The organism is Henriciella mobilis, assembly GCF_003576315.1.
Classification (GTDB): Bacteria; Pseudomonadota; Alphaproteobacteria; order Caulobacterales; family Hyphomonadaceae; genus Henriciella; species Henriciella mobilis.
This window is the reverse complement of sequence record NZ_QWFZ01000003.1, coordinates 313,514-331,539: the sequence shown is the minus strand read 5'-3', so window position 1 is coordinate 331,539 and position 18,026 is coordinate 313,514. Positions and strand designations below refer to the sequence as shown.

Annotated in this window: 18 protein-coding genes; 7 read left to right on the top strand and 11 right to left on the bottom strand. The window is 62.7% G+C overall.

What is annotated here, in order from left to right:
• Window positions 1–65 precede the first annotated feature (65 nt).
• The 6 genes from D1227_RS01665 to D1227_RS01640 form a co-directional block, all read right to left on the bottom strand.
• Window positions 66–737 (bottom strand): DUF4167 domain-containing protein, encoded by a 672-nt coding sequence (locus D1227_RS01665; protein ID WP_119403557.1) that lies wholly within the window; start codon window positions 735–737, stop codon window positions 66–68.
• Window positions 738–923: 186 nt separating this feature from the next.
• A complete protein-coding gene (gene prmC, locus D1227_RS01660; RefSeq protein ID WP_119403556.1) occupies window positions 924–1,778 on the bottom strand; it encodes a peptide chain release factor N(5)-glutamine methyltransferase in 855 nt (284 codons plus the stop codon).
• The gene (gene prfA, locus D1227_RS01655) at window positions 1,771–2,847 is read right to left on the bottom strand and encodes a peptide chain release factor 1 (protein WP_119403555.1); all 1,077 of its coding nucleotides are present in this window, start codon (window positions 2,845–2,847) and stop codon (window positions 1,771–1,773) included. The genes prmC and prfA overlap by 8 nt, the downstream gene beginning before the upstream one ends.
• A gap of 68 nt (window positions 2,848–2,915) precedes the next feature.
• The gene (locus D1227_RS01650) at window positions 2,916–3,347 is read right to left on the bottom strand and encodes an MAPEG family protein (protein WP_119403554.1); all 432 of its coding nucleotides are present in this window, start codon (window positions 3,345–3,347) and stop codon (window positions 2,916–2,918) included.
• A 17-nt stretch (window positions 3,348–3,364) separates the two neighbouring features.
• Window positions 3,365–4,684, bottom strand: a complete 1,320-nt coding sequence (locus D1227_RS01645) for an alpha/beta hydrolase family protein (protein ID WP_119403553.1) — start codon at window positions 4,682–4,684, stop codon at window positions 3,365–3,367.
• Window positions 4,685–4,791: 107 nt separating this feature from the next.
• The gene (locus tag D1227_RS01640) at window positions 4,792–5,634 is read right to left on the bottom strand and encodes a LytR/AlgR family response regulator transcription factor (protein ID WP_158586538.1); all 843 of its coding nucleotides are present in this window, start codon (window positions 5,632–5,634) and stop codon (window positions 4,792–4,794) included.
• Between the two features lie 185 nt (window positions 5,635–5,819).
• On the opposite strand from D1227_RS01640, the gene D1227_RS01635 reads away from it, so the two are divergent.
• The 4 genes from D1227_RS01635 (at window position 5,820) to D1227_RS01620 (ending at window position 8,753) form a co-directional block, all read left to right on the top strand.
• Entirely contained in the window at window positions 5,820–7,022 is a 1,203-nt protein-coding gene (locus D1227_RS01635) for an acyltransferase family protein (RefSeq protein WP_119403551.1), read from the top strand.
• Between the two features lie 48 nt (window positions 7,023–7,070).
• Window positions 7,071–7,682, top strand: coding sequence for a DUF1214 domain-containing protein (locus D1227_RS01630; protein ID WP_119403550.1), 612 nt, complete (start codon window positions 7,071–7,073; stop codon window positions 7,680–7,682).
• On the top strand, window positions 7,682–8,212 hold the full coding sequence (locus D1227_RS01625) for a DUF1254 domain-containing protein (protein WP_119403549.1): 531 nt from the start codon (window positions 7,682–7,684) through the stop codon (window positions 8,210–8,212). The genes D1227_RS01630 and D1227_RS01625 overlap by 1 nt, the downstream gene beginning before the upstream one ends.
• Before the next feature lie 115 nt (window positions 8,213–8,327).
• Window positions 8,328–8,753 (top strand): hypothetical protein, encoded by a 426-nt coding sequence (locus tag D1227_RS01620; protein ID WP_119403548.1) that lies wholly within the window; start codon window positions 8,328–8,330, stop codon window positions 8,751–8,753.
• On the opposite strand, the gene D1227_RS01615 is transcribed toward D1227_RS01620, so the two are convergent.
• Both D1227_RS01615 and ispG read right to left on the bottom strand, forming a co-directional pair.
• Entirely contained in the window at window positions 8,747–9,271 is a 525-nt protein-coding gene (locus D1227_RS01615) for a TetR/AcrR family transcriptional regulator (protein ID WP_119403547.1), read from the bottom strand. The genes D1227_RS01620 and D1227_RS01615 overlap by 7 nt on opposite strands.
• Window positions 9,272–9,280: 9 nt before the next feature.
• Window positions 9,281–10,417, bottom strand: coding sequence for a flavodoxin-dependent (E)-4-hydroxy-3-methylbut-2-enyl-diphosphate synthase (ispG, locus tag D1227_RS01610; protein ID WP_119403546.1), 1,137 nt, complete (start codon window positions 10,415–10,417; stop codon window positions 9,281–9,283).
• 208 nt (window positions 10,418–10,625) lie between these two features.
• Between ispG and D1227_RS01605 the strand changes: the two genes are divergently transcribed.
• Both D1227_RS01605 and D1227_RS01600 read left to right on the top strand, forming a co-directional pair.
• The gene (locus D1227_RS01605) at window positions 10,626–11,186 is read left to right on the top strand and encodes a TadE/TadG family type IV pilus assembly protein (RefSeq protein ID WP_119375456.1); all 561 of its coding nucleotides are present in this window, start codon (window positions 10,626–10,628) and stop codon (window positions 11,184–11,186) included.
• A gap of 8 nt (window positions 11,187–11,194) precedes the next feature.
• Entirely contained in the window at window positions 11,195–11,737 is a 543-nt protein-coding gene (locus tag D1227_RS01600) for a TadE/TadG family type IV pilus assembly protein (protein WP_119403545.1), read from the top strand.
• On the opposite strand, the gene D1227_RS01595 is transcribed toward D1227_RS01600, so the two are convergent.
• Window positions 11,738–13,231: an MFS transporter gene (locus tag D1227_RS01595; protein ID WP_119403544.1), complete on the bottom strand. Its 1,494-nt coding sequence runs from the start codon at window positions 13,229–13,231 to the stop codon at window positions 11,738–11,740.
• A 225-nt stretch (window positions 13,232–13,456) separates the two neighbouring features.
• Here D1227_RS01595 and D1227_RS01590 point away from each other — a divergent pair, with 225 nt between their 5' ends.
• Window positions 13,457–15,718, top strand: coding sequence for a TonB-dependent receptor family protein (locus tag D1227_RS01590; protein ID WP_119403543.1), 2,262 nt, complete (start codon window positions 13,457–13,459; stop codon window positions 15,716–15,718).
• Here D1227_RS01590 and D1227_RS01585 read toward each other — a convergent pair.
• Window positions 15,715–16,497: a tyrosine-protein phosphatase gene (locus tag D1227_RS01585; RefSeq protein WP_119403542.1), complete on the bottom strand. Its 783-nt coding sequence runs from the start codon at window positions 16,495–16,497 to the stop codon at window positions 15,715–15,717. The genes D1227_RS01590 and D1227_RS01585 overlap by 4 nt on opposite strands.
• Window positions 16,498–16,566: 69 nt before the next feature.
• Window positions 16,567–18,018, bottom strand: coding sequence for an AMP nucleosidase (locus tag D1227_RS01580; RefSeq protein WP_119375451.1), 1,452 nt, complete (start codon window positions 18,016–18,018; stop codon window positions 16,567–16,569).
• Window positions 18,019–18,026: the final 8 nt, after the last annotated feature.

The window sequence follows — 18,026 nt, the reverse complement described above, 5'->3', positions numbered from 1 at the left end:
ATCAAAACAAAAGGGCGCCTCGATCGGGGCGCCCTTTTTCGTGATTTCTGTGTTGAGGCTGCGGCCTATTCGGCGGCCGCCTCGGCCTGGCTGGATTCGCGGGAGTCATCGGAGTTGTCGTCGTCGCCACCGCTGCTACGGCCGCGGGCCAGTGTGGACATCACGCCGTCATTCTCGCCGGAAGCCTCAGCCTTCTTGCGATAGGTGCGCCGGCGCGGCTTGGACTGGCCGTCATCCTCGCCTGAGGAAGAGCTATCATCGGACGTGTTAGACTTGCCGTCATCGTCCGACGCAATGACCCGCATCGGATCATCCTTGTCTTCCTTCTCGGCTTTCGGCTTGCGGCCCCGGCCGCGCGGCTTCTTGCCGTCATTGCCTTCGTCCTGCGAGCCGGAATTGTCCTGATTGTTCTGCGACTCATTGGAGTTGTCGTCAGACGAGGTGTTGTCATTGTCCTCGTCATCATCCGAACTGTTGTCGTCATTCTTGTTGCGCGGCTTGTCCTTCTGGAAGCTCGCAACGATGCGCGCATAATGTTCGGCATGCTGGAAATGCGCTTCGGCCTTCACCCGGTCGCCGGCTGTCAGGGCATCGCGCGCATATTGCTGATACTTGTCGAGAATCTGCTGCGCCGAACCACGGATTTTCACGTCCGGGCCGGTGCTCTCATAGTGCCGGTTCGGATTATTGCTGTTGTTTCCACCTGAACGGCGTCCACGTCCGCGCTTGCGTTGCATACGCTAAGTTCCTGATCCCGTTCTTGTCTGTAATCTCAGACCGTTCGCGTCACATCCCGGTCGGGAATATACTCAGTGATGTTTCGCTTGCTCCTGGCGGGGCATCCATTCTCATGAGAAGGAGCCCTCTGGCCGACTCTTGCTCTAGCGCGCATTTGGGCTTTCGCCAAGCCCCCTGCTGCGCTTTCAACGCCTTGCGGCAACAACGCGGTCCCGCTGACCATGGTCCTGTCCACAGGAAATGGACCCGAAGCCGGCATTTTCGAGCAGCCCGGTGACCGCTTCACGCTGGTCGAAACCGATTTCGAAGACCAGCCACGCCCCTTCCTTCAGGCGTGCCGCCGCGAGCGAGATAATCGACCGGTAGGCCTCCAGGCCGTCCTCTCCGCCATCCAGCGCGTCATGTGGCTCGAAGGCGCGCACGCTTGCGTCGAGCGTGGCGATCGTTCCTGTCCGGATATAGGGCGGATTGGAAATGATGAGATCGACGTCGCCCCAGCCATCCCAGTCTTCCCAGGATCCGATGGTGATCGACGCGCGGCTCCTGACCCGGTGACGAATGAGGTTCTTTCGTGCGATCGCGGCGGCAGCCGGCGATTTCTCGACCGCATGGCCGCTCAGCCCGGGCTGGTTTTTCAATAGCGCAATCAGCAGGCAGCCCGTTCCCGTGCCGAGATCGGCGACACGCGCCGTCCGGCCGAGCGGCAGGCGCGCAAGGGCCTCATCGACGACAACCTCGCTGTCGGCCCGCGGGATCAGTGTCTCGCGCGTGCAGTAGAAGTCGAGACCGTAAAAGCTCGCGACGCCCGTCAGGTACTCGAAGGGCTCACCCGAGACGCGCCGCTCGACCAGGTCAAAGAATGCGCCGCGGGCCTTGTCATCCATTTCGGACAGTTCTTCGCGAATGAGATCGGACGCACTCATTGAGCAAACATGTTGCATCAGCTGGCGCGCTTCGCGGCCAGGCTTGTGGAAGCCGGCGCTTTTCAGCCGCGCAGCGGCAATTGCCAGCTGGGCCTTGAAGGTTCTCGCCTCATGCATCTTCGTCCATGGCGGCCAGCTTGCGCGCCTGGTCCTCGGCGATCAGCGCGGAAATGACCTCGTCCAGCTTGTCGCCGGTGATGATCTTGTCGAGCGAATAGAGCGTCAGGTTGATGCGATGGTCGCTGACCCTGTTTTCGGGATAGTTGTAGGTCCGCACTTTCTGCGAACGGTCGCCCGATCCGATCTGGTCCTTGCGGGCTTCGGCACGCGCGGAATCCTTCTCCTCGCGCTCGCGTTCATAGAGGCGGATCTTTAGCTGCTCCATCGCCTTTTCGCGGTTCACATGCTGGGACTTTTCCGAGCTGGTCGTCACGATGCCGGTGGGCAGGTGGGTGATGCGCACCGCCGAGTCGGTTGTGTTGACGTGCTGGCCGCCCGCGCCCGAGGAGCGCATCGTATCGATCCGGATGTCCTCCGGGCGCACGTCGATCTCGATGTTTTCAGGGGCCGGCAGCACGGCGACCGTCGCGGCGGAGGTGTGGATGCGCCCGCCGCTTTCGGTTTCCGGAACCCGCTGCACGCGGTGAACGCCGCTTTCCCATTTCATCTTACCGAAGACGCCATCGCCTTCGATATTGGCGATGATTTCCTTGTAGCCCCCGACATCGCCTTCGGAGACGGACACCACATCCACTTTCCAGCCTTCCAGCTGGGCGTAGCGCGAATACATGCGGAAGAGGTCGCCTGCAAAAAGGGCCGCCTCGTCGCCGCCTGTGCCCGCGCGCACTTCGAGGACGATATTGGCCTTATCGTCGATATCCTTGGGGATGAGCAGCAGCTGGACTTCCTTTTCCAGCGCCGGCAGCCGTTCCTTGATGTCGTAGTATTCCTCGGTCGCCAGCTCGGCCATGTCCTTGTCGGCGCCGTTCATCATCGTCTCGGCGTCCTTGAGCTGCGCCTTCAGGTCGATCAGCTCCTTGGCCTTGTCGGCAACGGGTTTCAGCTCGGCATGCTCGCGCGAGAGCTGGACGATCTCGTCGCCATCGGTTGTCGCGCCCATACGGGCTTCGACCTGGTCGAACCGGTCAATGACCTGTTCAAGGCGGGAAACGGGAATAGTGGCCATGACCCCGCGTCTAAAACGAAACGCGATGCGGGGGAAGCTCCCCCGCGCCGCTCATATGCTTCAAAGGATCAGGCGACGATCCGGATCACTTCCTTAACAGCCATCACGATCAGCACGATGGAGCTGAGCATGAAGACCAGGAAGCGCTGCGTGACCTGGGATGACAGCACCTGCGCCAGCGAATGAATGACGCGCAGGCCGACATAGGCCCAGGCAAGATACATGAAGATGTTGTCGCTTCCGCCTGTCAGTGCCGCAAAGAAGACCAGCGCGTAGAAGATGGTCGGCTGCTCGTGCAGGTGATTGTAATTGTCCGCGACCGACCGGACGCTGGACGGGATCTTGTCGTTGTAACCGGCACCCGGATGGCGCGCATCATTCGGATCGATCTTCGCTTTCTGCATGGCCGGGATGCGCGTGGCATACATCCAGAGCAGCATGACGAGCGTCCACACAATAAGGGCGAGGACAGGATAAAGGTCTTCGGCTTGAAACGGCATTTTATAGTTCCTCCCAGCTAATTGCCGGGAGAGACGCTAGCCGTATTCGAGGCGGCTGGCACCTCGTTTCCTTGCGGCATGACCTGGTCAAGCCAGTCGAGCCAGAAATCCCAGTCCTGTCCGGTGATCGCGTGCCCGCCGGCGCGCATCCAGAAGACAAGGTCGGCATCGGCGCTCGCCTCGCGCATGCCGGACTGGTCGAGACCGCCCGTGCCGGCGGCCTTGTAGACGGGATCGGCCTCCAGCGTGGCCCGCCAGCTGCCATTCGGGTCAGACCAGACATCGCGCCGCCCATTGCCGATGAGCAGCGGGGTCGGTGCGTTCAGGGCGATCAGGGCGTGCATGTCGACCGGCGTTGTGTTCGGGCCTTCGGCATCGAAAGCCTGATAGGCAGGATCGAACCAGTGGGGGTAGTTTTTCACCATCCCTTCAACGGTCTCGCCCGGCTTGTCGCGGCTGAGTGCCGTGCCGCCTGTGCCGGCCTGGTGGGCAATGATCGCATCGATGCTTCTGTCATAGGTGCCGGCAACCAGCGCCGACTTTCCCGAACGCGAATGGCCGATGATTGCCGTGCGCGCCGGATCGGTCCGCGGGTCGTCTTCAAGGATGTCGATGGCGGCCGAAAAGCCGGCCGCCCAACCGGAGACCGCGCCGGTGATTTCGCCGCGCGGACCGTGCGGGAAGTCAGGCATCAGGGCGCGTGCAGGTTTCCGCGAATCCGGGATGAGTTCGGAGGTGTAGAAGCTCGCATAGGCATAACCGCGCGTGAGCACCTGCTCCATGGGCGGGCTGGAAATGTAACGGCCGAAGATCAGCCGCGCGACGCGCGACATCGTGCTGTCCTCCCCACCGCCGCAAAAGTCGCTGACGCTCTCGTCGATTGGTGGGGACATGTCCGGGTACTGGAAAGCGGTCTGGTTGCCACAGAAGGACTGGCTGATGATTACCGGAACAGGCGTGTCCGATTGCGGCCAGGCAATGCCGAGCGTGAACTGGCGGGACTTTCCGCTGCCCTGGATCTCGATGATGTACTCCTCGAGGCTTGCCAGCCCGCCAATATAGGCGTCGTCGATGACCTCATGGCTGACGAGTCGGGCTTCAACACCTTCGGGGAAGGGCCCGAAGACATGGCTCTCCAGCCGCGCCTTCCACATTTCGCGCTCGGCGAGGAATCCTTCCGGGTCATCGGCAATCGGCGGGTAGGCCGCTGGCTTTCCATCGACATCGAGGCTGGCATAGTTGAGCCCCAGCTGCGTGCAATTGGCCATGCCGGTCAGCAGGACGAGGCCCACAAATACGCGTCCGACCCAGCCAAGACCCGTCAATAGCAGTTTCATGAAGCTTCCTCCGACGCGCGAAGCCTTAGCAGCCCGTTGGCCATCGCGGAATTCAAATCACGGGCTTGTGTTCGGTCAATTGCAGCGCCCGCCACCAGACGAAGCGATCACGTCCGCGCATCGTAGCGGTCACGGTAGCGGCGTGAGCCGGGCACTTCCTCGCCTGTGTCGAGGACCAGCGTGACATCGCCTTCACCCGTCGGAATGATTTCGCGGATATGGTTGGTATCGACGATGTGCGAGCGGTGCACGCGCACATGCCGCCCGCCGGCACTTTCGAGAAGCTTCTCAAGCTCGCTGAGCGTTGCGCGCGCCAGATAGGTCCGGCCCGGCGTGACCACTTCGACATAATTCGACGCGGCCCGGACCCGGATGATGTCGCCGGCATCGACGAAGAAGGTCCGCCCGCCGGATTTCAGGGTCAGGCGGTGGCGTTCGCTGGCTTCGGCCTGTGCCGCTTTCGCTTCCAGTCCACGCTGTTCGGCCAGCCGGTTCATGGCAAAGAGCGCGGCGATCAGGGCGTAGGTGAGCAGGTCCTTGCGGAATTCGTAGAGCCAGACAGAGGGGTCAGCGAAACCAAAATCATAGGGCACGCCGAATACGAGCGGCGTCAGCAGCTTTCGCAGGGCGACCATGGCGACGATGTGCACGGCCGAGAAGACGACGGTTGCGGCAAGATGCATCGGCAGGCTGCGCCGCCAGGCCGAGAGCGGGTAGCGGCTCAGCATGAAGGTGATGAACGGCGTCAGCGCAAAGACGACGAGGTGGGACGTCGCCTGTGACAGCCAAGGCAAGTCGGGATAGGCCGCGCCAACCCGCCTCAAATCGTGCTGGTCCGACATCGACAGGACGATGAACGAGGCAAACAGGAAGCAGCCGAAATAGAGATAGGTTCGCCGGTCGGCACGCCGGTCGGCTTCCATTTCGGGGTGGCGGATGTCCTCAGTCATCAGCGCTTCCTTGCCACAAGCCGGTTCGCAGCCGAAGCGCTTTCCGCGCCGCCCGTCCCGGCATGCCGCCACTCGTCCCGGCGGCCAGCCACTTGTCCCGCCCGGCCTCGTTTCGCGTCTTCGCAGCTGATGGCCTGGGGCCATTCTGCCACGGTCGGCTCAAACCTGACTGGAGACTTCGCCCCGTGACCAAATTCAACACAAGGCGCCATGACCTCGACTGGCTGCGTATCATCGCCTTCCTGCTGCTGATCTTCTACCATATCGGCATGTTCTACGTGCCGTGGGACTGGCACGTGAAAAGCGTGCATGCGGGCGAGGGCGCCGAGCCGCTGATGAGCCTGCTCAACCCGTGGCGGCTGTCGCTGCTTTTCTTCATATCCGGTGTCGCCCTGCGCTTCCTGTCGGCCAAGCTGGGCGCGGGCGGGCTGGCGAGAGACCGGGTGGTTCGCATGGGCCTGCCGATCCTCGCCGGGGTGGTGCTTGTCGTTGCCCCGCAGAGCTGGCTGCAGCTTGTCGAGAGCGGCGAGTTCGATGGCGGTTTCCTTGCCTTCTATCCGCAATACCTGAACCCGGCCTCGGACTTTTCCATCATCACCCCGACCTGGAACCATCTCTGGTACATTGTCTACCTGCTTGTCTATTCGCTGATGCTGGCGCCCGTTGCCGGGCCGATTTCACGCTTCATGGAAGGTCGTGGCGCAGCGATTACGGGACGGCTTTTCGCAGGCCGTCTGGGCATCGTGATGGTTATCGCGCTCCCGCTGCTGCCGCACACCGCCTATCGGCTGTTTCTCGATCCATACTTTCCGACAACCCACAATCTCGTCTGGGACTGGGCCAACCACGCCCACAGTCTGACCATTCTGATGACGGGTTTCCTGCTGGCGAAGGATGCCGCCTTTTGGGCCGCCATTCGCCGCGCCATCCTGCCGGTGATTGTCTTGACGCTTGCTCTCGGCAGCGGTCTGACGGTCGTCTGGAGCAACTGGGACATGCTGGCCAGCAGCACCTCCGGCTGGGACTGGATCATCTGGCCGGCCCGCATGGCGCGGATTGCTTATGCCTGGCTGGCGATCCTGTCGCTGCTGGCGCTGGCGGAACGCTATCTCAACCGGGCTGGCCCGGCGCTCACCTACATGACCGAGGCGGTCTTCCCCTGGTACATCCTGCACCAGACCATCATCGTGATGGCCGGGTTCTGGCTGACCCGGCAGGGCCTTGATGTCTGGACCGAGTTTGCGCTTCTGGTCCTCGTAACCATGGGTGGTTGCGCCCTGCTGCACGAATATCTCATCCGGCGGGTGGGCTGGCTGCGGCCATGGTTCGGGCTGAAACCAAAACCGTCCCGGCGGCCAGCGGCCATGGAACAGGGCAGCCCGGCCTGAACCTGGATTTTGGCTTCACGCTGGCGAAAAGCGGCAGTAGGAAAGCTCATGCGTTTCGTGCTGCCGCTCCTGCTTGCCGCGATTCTCGGACTTGCTGCCGGGGTGGGCTCTGCCTTCTGGATGGGTGGCCTGCTGCCCTTCGGGCCCCGGCTCGGAGACGGCATCGACATCGAGGACTGGCGCAGCGACTGGTCAATCGGGTCAGAGGCCGCCGATCCTTATGTTCGCGCCCGGATCGCTCGCCATGGCCTGCTCGCCCTGCGCAAGGAAGAGGCGGTGTATTTCACCCGGTCGGTTGATGAGAAGGGCCGCGCCCTGAAGGAAAACTGCGCCTACCGGGTCTCTGGCGGCAGCTTCCCGGCCGAGTGGTGGTCGATCACACTCTATGACGCCGACAGCCGCCTGCCGATGAATGAGGACGGCGCCCTCTCCTTCGATGCCAGCGATGCCGAAGCGCTTGGCATGGCGGAAGACTGGACCTTCATGATCGGCGCGGACCAGGGCGGCATGGAGCCCCGCCAATGGGTGTCCAGCAAGGCGGCCGGGACATTTGACCTGACGCTGCGCCTCTACCTGCCCAGCGAGGCGCTGCTGGCGTCGCCGGAAACCGCGCTGACCCCGCCGCGTGTCGAACAGATTGCCTGCGAGAGGAAAGGTTGATGCGCTGGCTGCTTGCCCTCCTCGTCTTTGCGGCAACAGCAGCGCTGGGGCATTTTGTCGTGCTGCACGCCATCCCGGCGAAGATCATGGCGACGGCGATGGAGCGCATGGCGGAACGCGGCGTTCCGATGAACCAGTGGACGGCCTCGCCCCGGATGACGCCGCAGACGCAGACCATCGTCCGCCCTTCGCCCGACCTTTTTTATGCGCTCTGCCGGTTTGAAACGGCGGATGGGCCTGTGCTGATCACGGCTCCGGGCTGGGAGGGGTATGGCTCACTCTCGATCTTCGACCGCCGCACCAACAATGTCTTCGTGGCGTCGCTGGACGGGCAGGACGCAGCGGTTCTGCTGCTGCACCCGAAGGATAAAGGCGCCTCCCCGGAAGGCCTGCCGGACGCGACAGAAACCGTGTTTCTCGACGGGCCGGGCCTTGCGCTTATCCGCCGGCTGGCCCCCAGCCAGGACGCCCATGACCTGGCGCTTTCGCTCGCCGACGGCGCTATCTGCGATGTCGTCCGCGACCGCTGACATTTCGTCGAAGTGTGAGCGTGTCCAGAGCCAGTCGGAGGGATCTTGCATCCTGGTATTGTAGCGGTCGCTACATAGTGCTAGATTGTAGCGATTGCTACAAGGAAACTTCGCCATGGCTGACATTCCACTTCCAAACGCTTCCCATCGATCCGGTGCGGGCCTGACCAGAGCACAGATTGGGCGGCTGGCCGCGATAGGCGTCATAGTGTGGTTTCTGGGCGCGCTGGCGCTTCGTTTTCTTGCTCCGCTAGGCATCTACGACGGATTGGGGCGGGTTGTGCTGTACGTCCTGATGATACCGGCGCTCTTCCCGGTCATTTACTTCCTGCCGCAGCTTGCAGGCATCAGCCGCAACAAGATCGCCCTCGGGACATCTTTCGCGACAGCAGCCGCGGTCATGATGGATGGTTTGGCACTCGCATGGTTTCCGGTGCTGTACGGTGATACCACGGCCCATCACGCAGGCGCAGGCGCGGCGATCCTTTGGGGTGGCGGCGCTGGGATTTTTCTGGCCTTCCTGCTGAACCGCGCTCAGTAAGCGCCGCGCAAGGCCTCGTCGAGACCGAGGCTTTTCAGCAGGACAAGCCCTTCCAGGGAGGCAAGCAGGTGGACCGCGTCACGGGCGCGGTCCGCTTCATTGGCGCTTGCAAGCTGGGCGCTACCCCACTCAAGAAAATGTTCGCCCAGCGACTTGCCCACCGTGCGGAAAGGCTCCTCACCGCGCGCAGACAGGCTCGCCATTTCCAGCCAGAGCTGCATGTAAGGCCAGATTGCATCGTCGAGCAGGAGGTCTGCGAGGCGGCTACGCAGCTGGTCCAGGGGCATTTGGGTCGAGGCCGTGGCGGCTTCCAGCCGCACGGTCAGTCGCTCGGCCACACGCGCAAGTCCGCCAGCGATCACGTCTTCCTTGTCCTTGAAGTAGTAAAGCAGCATCCGGTCGCTGAGCCCGACGGCTTCCGCCAGCGGTCTGAGGCTTGAGCCTGCTATACCGGCAACAAGCAGGTGGTCGGCCACCTTGTCGAGGAGCTGTTCGCGGCGCTCGGCATGTCTGGACATGGCGGCGCGTTACTCCGCCGCGACGGTCTCGTCCGCCTCGCGCTGGGCTTTCATGCGTTCAGCCTTCTGTTCGACCAGCTCGACGATATGCTCGACCATGTCGGCATTGGAGACGTTGTGGTCGGGGCGGCCGGAGACATACATCTTCCCGCTTTCCTTGCCGCCGCCCGTGAAGCCGAGATCGGTCAGCGCCGCCTCGCCAGGCCCGTTGACGACGCAGCCGATGATAGACAGCGAGATCGGTTCGGAAATGTGGGCGAGCCGGTCTTCCAGCGTCTCGACCGTCTTGATGACGTCGAAGCCCTGACGTGCGCAGCTGGGACAGGCGATGATGTTCACGCCGCGCGTTCTGAGGCCCAGTGATTTCAGCATGTCGAAGCCGACCTTCACTTCCTCGACCGGATCTGCCGACAGCGAGACGCGGATCGTGTCGCCGATCCCCATCCAGAGCAGGTTGCCCATGCCGATGGAGGATTTGACGGTGCCGGTGCGCAGGCCGCCCGCCTCGGTGATGCCGAGATGCAGCGGCGCGTCGGTTGCCTCGGCGAGCTGTTGATAGGCCGCCACGGTGAGGAACATGTCAGACGCCTTCACCGAAATCTTGTAATCGTGGAAGCCGAGATCATCGAGGATACGGGCATGGTCGAGGGCGCTTTCGACCATCGCATCGGGACAGGGCTCGCCATACTTCTCCAGCAGGTGGCGCTCCAGCGAGCCGCCATTCACGCCGATCCGGATGGAGCAGCCATTGGCGCGCGCGGCATTTACGACTTCCTTCACACGCGCCTGGCTGCCGATATTGCCGGGATTGATGCGCAGGCAGGCTGCGCCCGCATCGGCGGCCTCGATGCCGCGTTTGTAGTGGAAATGGATGTCCGCCACGATCGGCACGGGCGAGGCCTTGCAGATGGCGGGCATGGCGGCTGTGGCGTCTTCGGTCGGGCAGGAGACACGCACAATGTCGGCGCCGGCCTCTGCGCAGCGCTCGATTTGCGCAATCGTGGCTGCCGCATCCTCGGTTGGCGTGTTGGTCATGGTCTGCACGGCAATCGGCGCATCCCCGCCAATTTCGACCGATCCGACGCGAATCTTTCGCGACGCGCGCCGTTCGATGGAACGCCATGGCCTGACCGGATTGTGGCTCATCGGGGTGTCCTTCCAGAAGCCTGCTCGCCTACCCAAAATGGTATCAGATCAAGGCGAGGTAAAGGCTGCCACCGCAAGCGAAAGGCCGCAGGCAACAGTAGCGGCCAGTTCTGTGAAATTTTATCGATCGGCTGAACGGCGCCGAAACCGTGAGGTGGTAGGTCTGTCGCCATCCAAAAGGTACGCCGGGTGGAGCGCGGAGAAAATCATGAGTTTTCAGAAAGTTCCGGGACTTGTATCGCCGATCTGGCTGAAACGGTTCCGCGCATGGGCTGAGGACCGCCGCGGCGTCGCCGCCGTCGAATTCGCCATGATCGCCATACCTTTCTTCTTCCTGATTTTCGGTCTGCTCGAAGTCTGTGTGATCTTCATCATGTCGGCTGTGCTTGAGCATGGCCTGAACGAGGCAGCCCGCGGCATCCGCACAGGCGAGTTGCAGAGCGGCGAGAATTTCGACCGGGATGCCTTCGAGGACATCGTCTGCGCCCAGGTCTTCGAAATGTTCGAGTGCAAGGGAAAGATCCAGCTCGACGTAAAGACCTATGATGATTTCACGTCCACCAACAATGCCAGCCCGCTTGACGAAAACGGTGAACTGGACGCGACCGGATTCGAATTCGACCCGGGCGGGCGTGATGATATCGTCGTTGTTCGCGCCTTCTATGCCTGGGACCTGATCACTCCGGTGATGAGCGCCCCGCTGGCCAATATGAGTGGTAACCGGCACTTGCTGCAGGCCACTGTCGTCTTCCGCAACGAGCCGTTCTGAGGCCGCCCATGCTGACTGTTTTCGCTCATCGCATCCGCCTTTTCCACGCTGCGAAAAAGGGTATCTCGGCCATCGAGTTCGCCCTGATCGCGCCGGTCATGGTGCTGATCTACTTCGCCTGTGTGGAGCTGTCGCTGATGATGGTCCTCGACCGAAAGGTGACCAGTGCGGCCGCGACGCTGGGCGACCTGGTCGCCCGCGCGGCAACCATCGACGATGCGGAGCTGAACGATATTGTCGAGGCGACGCGCATGATCCTCGAGCCCAATCCGGTCGAAGGCGTGCGCCTGCGCGTCTCGAGCCTGTATGACGACAATGGCACGACCAAGGTCGCCTGGAGCGACGGACGCAACCTGCAGGCCTGGGTCGAGGACAGCGTCGTTGAGGTTCCAGACAACCTCGTGCCCGAGAACGGATCGATCATTTTCGCGCAGATCGAATACGATTATGAATCGCAGCTCGGTTACTTCATCACCACCAAGAAGACCCTGCGCGACGAATTCTACCTCCGCCCGCGCCGCGTTACGCACGTCGCCCGCGTCCGCAACTGATCAGTCTTCGTCCACTGCCGGATGATGCGGTGAGTGGACGGTGGTCAGTACGATCAGGCCGAGGATGAAAAGCAGGCCGATTGCACTCATGCCGATCCGCTGGTCACCGGACCATTGGGTGAAGAGTTCCACCAGGAGCGGTCCCAGCCACACCGTCACCGTCCCGGCAATCGCGTAAAGTCCGAAGAACTCCCCGACCCGCTGCGCGGGGGCGAGATGGACGAGCATCGACCGGCTGGACGAAATACTGGCTGTTGCGGTCACGGCAATGAAGGCCGCTGTGCACAGATAGACCACATCCGAAAGCGTGTTGAAGATCGGTCCGTCCCAGATTGTGAAGCCCGGGAACAGGCCAAACAGGACGGCGTCGGGCGTGATCGACAGCTGGAAGGTGAGCGTGGCGATCATCCCCAGAATCTCGATCATCAGCGCCCGTTTCGGGCCGACCAGGCCGTCGAGCCAGCCGCCGACAATTCCGCCGCCAAAGGCGAAGATCGAGGCCAGGATCGCGTAGGCGGCAAGCTCGACGAGGTTCCATTGCAGGTAAAGACCGATATAGACCCCGCCCAGCGCCAGCAGGGCCTGCATCCCGTCAGCATAAAGCATCCGGGCGCCGAGATATTTGAGGATGTTGATATTGTCGCGCGCCTTCAGGAACGTGTTGAGCAGGCTCCGGGCACCGGACTTGCCGGCCTTGACCCAGCTGGCGCCGCGCGTGCCGCCATCCTCCGAACGCATGAAGAAATAGATCGAGAAGAGGACCAGCCAGACGGCGCAGAGCGGACCGGCCAGGCGGTAATGTTCGCCCGCCTCGACATCGATCCCGAACAGCGGCGTCTCAAACGGCCACTGGATGAGTGCCGGCATCGCAAAGGCAAACACAATAAAGGCCAGTAGCAGTGCGCCCGCCAGGTTGCCGAGCGCCAGCCCAAGCCCGGAAATGGCCGGCAGGGAGGCGGCCCGGCCGTTCACGTTCAGCATCGAATTGTGTGTGACTTCCGAATAGGTGTAGGCGACGGCGGCAATGACCAGAACGCCCATGGTCTGAGCGATCGAGAGGCCGCTGCCGTCTGCCTTCGCGAACCAGAGCATGAAGGACATGATGGCCAGAACGCCGAGGAAAACGGCGAGGAGCGGTTTGCGGCGCCCGCCCTTGTCGAGCGCGGCGCCAAGGAACGGCGCTGTCAAAGCGGCAACGAAGCCTGCCGTTTTCACAATGGAGGCGATCTTCGCCTGGCCCTCGGCGTTGGCCGCTTTCTGGATCGAGTCAGGATCAAGCCCTTCAAGCGCGCCGCTGGCGATGAGGTCCTGCCCGATCACCCCGCCAAAATAGACGGGGAAAAGGTAGATCACGATCAGGATGTAGTAGGGGTTTCGCGCCCATTCGAAGACCGCCCAGGCAAACCCCCGCCGGTCCATGGCCCCGCCGAGATCAAGGGACGGTTCAACGTGGACAGTGTCGGCTGGCGCCGGCACAGCATCGCTGGTGCTCATATGTTTTCCTCCGCGGGCCGCGCATCTTGGTGGCGCGTTTAGGCAACTCTTTCGCAAATTTGCCGCAAGGGGAAGTGGCGCTCAGCGGTGACGCAGCGGAAGCAAACTGCAGTTGAGACTTATTATCGCTTGCAACTAGCACCGTGGACCAATAAAGCGACTGAGAATAAGTCGCAGTCGCTTTGGCGCGGCGCCATCTCCACTCCAACTGCCGAATTGTCCGATATGAAAAGAACCTCCATTGCCTCCGCCCTGCTTGGTACAGCCCTGGCATTGCCATCCTTTGCCCAGGATGCCGGGACGGGCGAGCCAGGTGCAGGCGCAGAGGATCCCTACCGCCTGCTATCGACCGTGCTCGTCTCCAGCAGCGCAGCCGATGCGCAGGAGGTTGCCGGATCGGTGACCTTTCTGTCGGAGGAAGATCTTGCGGTTCAGTCGCAGTCAGACGTGCTGCGCATTTTGAGAGCCGTGCCGGGCGTGAACATCCAGGAAGAGGACGGTTACGGCCTGCGCCCGAATATCGGCCTGCGCGGTTCGGGGTCTGACCGGTCCTCGCGCGTTGTGCTGATGGAGGATGGCGTGCCGATTGCGCCCGCACCTTATGCCTCGCCATCGGCCTATTACTTCCCGACGACGGGCCGCATGCATGCCATTGAAGTCACCAAGGGACCGGCCGCCGTCCGCTACGGCCCGCGCACCACGGGCGGTGCAGTCAACCTGTTCTCGACGCCGGTGCCGGAAGATTTCTCCGGCTATGGCCAGGCCCTGTTCGGCACCGATGATCACCAGCGTCTGCATGGCTGGGTCGGCGGGCGCGAAACGCTCGCTGGAAGCCTGAAAGCTGGCGGCCTCATCGAGTTCTATGACGAGGAAACCGACGGCTTCAAAAGGCTCGATTCCGGCGGCCCGACCGGTTTCGACGCGGACGACATTGTCGTGAAATTCGGCCTCTACAATGAGGACGCCGCCCTCCCCCAATCGCTGGAGTTCAAGTATCAGAGCCGTGAGGAAACCTCGAACGAGACCTATCTCGGCCTGACGCTGGACGATTTCCGCGCAGACCCCTACCGGCGCTATGACGCCAGCCTGAACGACCAGTTCAATGGTGAGAATGAGCTCTACCAGCTGACCCACAAGATCGAATTCAGCCCGGGGCTGACACTGACCACGTTCGGCTACAGCCATGACTTCTTCCGCAACTGGTACAAGCTGCAGGGCATTGCCGCCGATGGCAGCGGTGCAGCGGGCGATACGGGCATTTCCTCGATCATCGCCGATCCGGTCACCTACGCGGCCGCATTCGACATCGTCACGGGCGCCGTCAGCCTGGATGATTCCATCGTGCTGAGGGCCAACCGTCGCAACTATTCCAGCGAGGGTATCCAGTCGGTCCTTAACTGGCAGACGGCTTTCGCTGGCTGGGACCACGATCTCACCATCGGTGTCCGGGTGCATGAGGACGAAGAGGACCGGTTCCAGGAAGAGGACGCTTACCGGCTGGAAGGCGGCGAGCTGTTCCTGACCACGGCGGGCGTGCCAGGCAGCCAGGCCAACCGCGTCTCCTCCGGCGAAGCGGTCGCGCTCTTCATCGAGGACACGATCCGCAAGCACCGTTTCTCTGTCACGGCCGGCGTGCGCTTTGAGGATTATGAGCTGACCCGCAAGGACTACAGTACGGCGGATCCGACGCGTGCGAGCGGCCCGACGCGGGTGCGCACGCTGAGTGACCAGGTCGTCGTTCCGGGTATCAGTGCGCTCTATGATGTGTCCGACGACCTGACGCTGCTGGCAGGCGTGCATCGCGGCTTTGCGATCGCCAGCCCCGGCAATACGACCTCCGACGCGGAGGAGAGCGTCAATTACGAAGCTGGCGGACGCTTCACGCGCGGGCTGTTCCAGGCCGAGGCAGTTGCCTTCTTCAATGACTATTCAAACCTGCTCGGCACCTGCACGAATTCCTCGGGCGGCGGCTGTGTCATCGGCGACCAGTTCGATGGCGGCGAGGTTGACGTGAAGGGGATCGAGCTGACAGCCAGCTGGGATGCGGCCGCGATTATCGATACAGACCTCTCCCTGCCGCTGGGTCTTGTCTACACCTGGACGGATGCGGAGTTCCAGACCGGCTTCTCCAGCGATTACGAGCCGTGGGGCAATGTCGAGGCTGGCGACGAGCTGCCCTATTTGCCTGAACAGCAGCTGACCCTGTCGGCCGGTGTCGAAGGTACGCGCTGGGGCGCTGGCATCCAGGGCAATTATGTCGATGAGGCCCGCGCCCGCGCAGGCCAGGGTGCGATCCCGGCAGCCGAACGCATCGATGGGCGCTGGATCGCCGATGCGTCGGTCTGGTTTGACGTGACGCAGTCCGTTCGCCTGCGGGCCAAGGCCGAGAACCTGTTCGACGAAGTCTATGTCGCGTCCATCGATCCGGCGGGCCTGCGTCCGGGCAAGCCGCAGGAAATCCTGCTGGGCCTCGAAGTCAGCTTCTAGGCGAGCAGTTTCTTGCGGATGGTGTCACGCTTGGCGGTATTAACGCCAAGCGTCGTCGCCAGGTAAGTGTCGAGGTCGCCGGACTGGTCCTTGATCGAGGCGATGGCGGCTTCGAGGAATTGCCGCTCGACCCCGAGGAAGGGCCGGTAGACATCGTCGTCATAATTCTTCTCGAGCATGGTATTGAAATATTCGCGCGCCTCCGGCAGCCGGTCGGCGACCTGCGCGGCTTCATTGGTCAGCTCATAGTCGACGAAGATGTGGTCCATCGAGACGCCGAGCGCATGGTGCGTGAGGGCGCAGAGGATGCCGGTGCGGTCCTTGCCGGCGGCACAGTTCACCAGCGCGGCCTCATCATCGTGCAGGTCTGCGAGATGGTCGAACCAGGCCGTGTACGTCTCGACCAGCGCCGGGCGGTAGGGCGCTTCGACATAATAGGCCCGCATCCAGCCTTTCGAAGCCTCGGCGTCGACAGCAACCTGCTTCAGGAAGTTCACATGCGGCGCATCCGTTTCGCGCCCGAGGTCCGAGAACAGCCGGCGCACGCCCTCGACCGGCCACCGGTCGCCATGGCGTTCGCGCTCGTCCGGGCGGCGCAGATCGGCCTGGACCGTGATGCTGAACTGGTCAATCGCGGCCAGGTCGGACTCCGAGGCTTCCCCGAAATGGCCGGAGCGGTAGAGCTTGCCCCCCTTTACGCGCGCGCCCTCAGCGCCTTCATAGCCGCCGAAGTCACGGAAATTCCGCACGCCGACGAGCGGTTTGATACGATCCTGCATGAGCCTTGCCTCCGGAGACTGGTTCGCGCTTTCAGCTAATGCGAAAGGACCCGAAGGTCCACCCGGACCCTAGCGGAAGGGCGGTTCGTCAAAGGCGCGCAGCTTGCGAGAGTGCAGGGCCTGTCCGCCCTCCTCGGCGAGCCGCTCCAGCGTCTGGATCCCGATCCGGATATGCTCGCCAATGGCGCGCTCATAGAAGCGGTTGGCCGCGCCGGGCAGCTTGATCTCGCCATGCAGCGGTTTGTCGGAGACGCACAGCAGCACGCCATAGGGCACGCGCAGCCGGTAGCCGTTCGCTGCGATGGTTGCGCTTTCCATGTCGATGCCGATTGCGCGCGACTGGTTGAAGCGCCGGGCGGTTTCGGTGAAGCGCAGCTCCCAGTTGCGGTCATCGGTCGTCACGACGGTACCAGTACGCAGGCGCTTCTTCAGCGCGTCGCCCTGTTCGCCCGTGACGTCGGCGGCTGCCTGTTGCAGAGCGATCTGGACCTCGGCAATCGGCGGGACAGGTATGTCCGGCGGCAGCACGCCGTCCAGCACATGATCGTCGCGCAGATAGGCGTGGGCGAGGACATAGTCCCCGATCTGCTGGCTGTGACGCAGGCCGCCGCAATGGCCGACCATGAGCCAGCATTCCGGCCGCAGAACGGCGAGGTGGTCGGTGATCGTCTTTGCATTGGACGGGCCGACACCGATATTCACCAGCGTGATGCCGGACCGATTGTCCGCCATGAGGTGATAGGCCGGCATCTGGTAGCGCCGCCACGGCGCCGCATCGATGGCTGCCTTCGCATCCGGCGTCTTGCCATCCACCAGCAGGCCGCCAGCGACTGACAGGCCGGTATAGCGCGAGCCCTTCTTCAGCTGTTCGACACCCCAGTCGCAAAACGCATCGACATAGCGGTGATAGTTCGTGAACAGGATATAGCGCTGCATGTGCTCGACCGGCGTGCCGGTGTAATGCGCCAGGCGCTTCAGCGAGAAATCGGTCCGCGGGGCGTCGAACAGGGCGAGCGGGCGGCTGGAGCCCGGCTCGTAAAGCTCGCCGTCGGCCACCTCATCGCCAATCGAGCTCAGCTTCGGGGATGGGAACCATTTGGCAAGCTCGGCGGGGCTGACCTCGTCGAGACCGCCGGCATCGGCCTGGTCCCAGACATAGGCATAGGGAATCTCCGAGCCGGACGGCTTGACCTCGACATCCACCGGATAGTCCCGCATCAGCGGGCTGAGCTGTTCGATCAGGTAGGGACGGAAATAGTCGGGCCGCGTGATCGTGGAATTGTACGTGCCTGCTTCCGACATCTTGCCGAAGGCGCGTGAGATCGGCGGCGGCGGGCCGTCCGGATCGTAGCGGATGATCAGCGAGGGATAGCAGAAAGCACGCGATGCACGCACGCCCATGGCTGGCGGTGTGCCATGCTTGAGATAGGCTTCAAGGCTTGTCGTCAGTGCAGTGACGGCATCGGAGTAGATCTTTTCCAGCGCGTCGACGACAGCTTCGGGGGTTTTGAGTTTTGACATGCTTCCCG

Coding starts and splice junctions, on each gene's coding strand:
- D1227_RS01665 (WP_119403557.1), bottom strand. CDS start 737: ATGCAACGCAAGCGCGGACGTGGACGCCGTTCAGGTGGAAACAACAGC.
- prmC (WP_119403556.1), bottom strand. CDS start 1,778: ATGCATGAGGCGAGAACCTTCAAGGCCCAGCTGGCAATTGCCGCTGCG.
- prfA (WP_119403555.1), bottom strand. CDS start 2,847: ATGGCCACTATTCCCGTTTCCCGCCTTGAACAGGTCATTGACCGGTTC.
- D1227_RS01650 (WP_119403554.1), bottom strand. CDS start 3,347: ATGCCGTTTCAAGCCGAAGACCTTTATCCTGTCCTCGCCCTTATTGTG.
- D1227_RS01645 (WP_119403553.1), bottom strand. CDS start 4,684: ATGAAACTGCTATTGACGGGTCTTGGCTGGGTCGGACGCGTATTTGTG.
- D1227_RS01640 (WP_158586538.1), bottom strand. CDS start 5,634: ATGACTGAGGACATCCGCCACCCCGAAATGGAAGCCGACCGGCGTGCC.
- D1227_RS01630 (WP_119403550.1), top strand. CDS start 7,071: ATGCGTTTCGTGCTGCCGCTCCTGCTTGCCGCGATTCTCGGACTTGCT.
- D1227_RS01625 (WP_119403549.1), top strand. CDS start 7,682: ATGCGCTGGCTGCTTGCCCTCCTCGTCTTTGCGGCAACAGCAGCGCTG.
- D1227_RS01620 (WP_119403548.1), top strand. CDS start 8,328: ATGGCTGACATTCCACTTCCAAACGCTTCCCATCGATCCGGTGCGGGC.
- D1227_RS01615 (WP_119403547.1), bottom strand. CDS start 9,271: ATGTCCAGACATGCCGAGCGCCGCGAACAGCTCCTCGACAAGGTGGCC.
- ispG (WP_119403546.1), bottom strand. CDS start 10,417: ATGAGCCACAATCCGGTCAGGCCATGGCGTTCCATCGAACGGCGCGCG.
- D1227_RS01605 (WP_119375456.1), top strand. CDS start 10,626: ATGAGTTTTCAGAAAGTTCCGGGACTTGTATCGCCGATCTGGCTGAAA.
- D1227_RS01600 (WP_119403545.1), top strand. CDS start 11,195: ATGCTGACTGTTTTCGCTCATCGCATCCGCCTTTTCCACGCTGCGAAA.
- D1227_RS01595 (WP_119403544.1), bottom strand. CDS start 13,231: ATGAGCACCAGCGATGCTGTGCCGGCGCCAGCCGACACTGTCCACGTT.
- D1227_RS01590 (WP_119403543.1), top strand. CDS start 13,457: ATGAAAAGAACCTCCATTGCCTCCGCCCTGCTTGGTACAGCCCTGGCA.
- D1227_RS01585 (WP_119403542.1), bottom strand. CDS start 16,497: ATGCAGGATCGTATCAAACCGCTCGTCGGCGTGCGGAATTTCCGTGAC.
- D1227_RS01580 (WP_119375451.1), bottom strand. CDS start 18,018: ATGTCAAAACTCAAAACCCCCGAAGCTGTCGTCGACGCGCTGGAAAAG.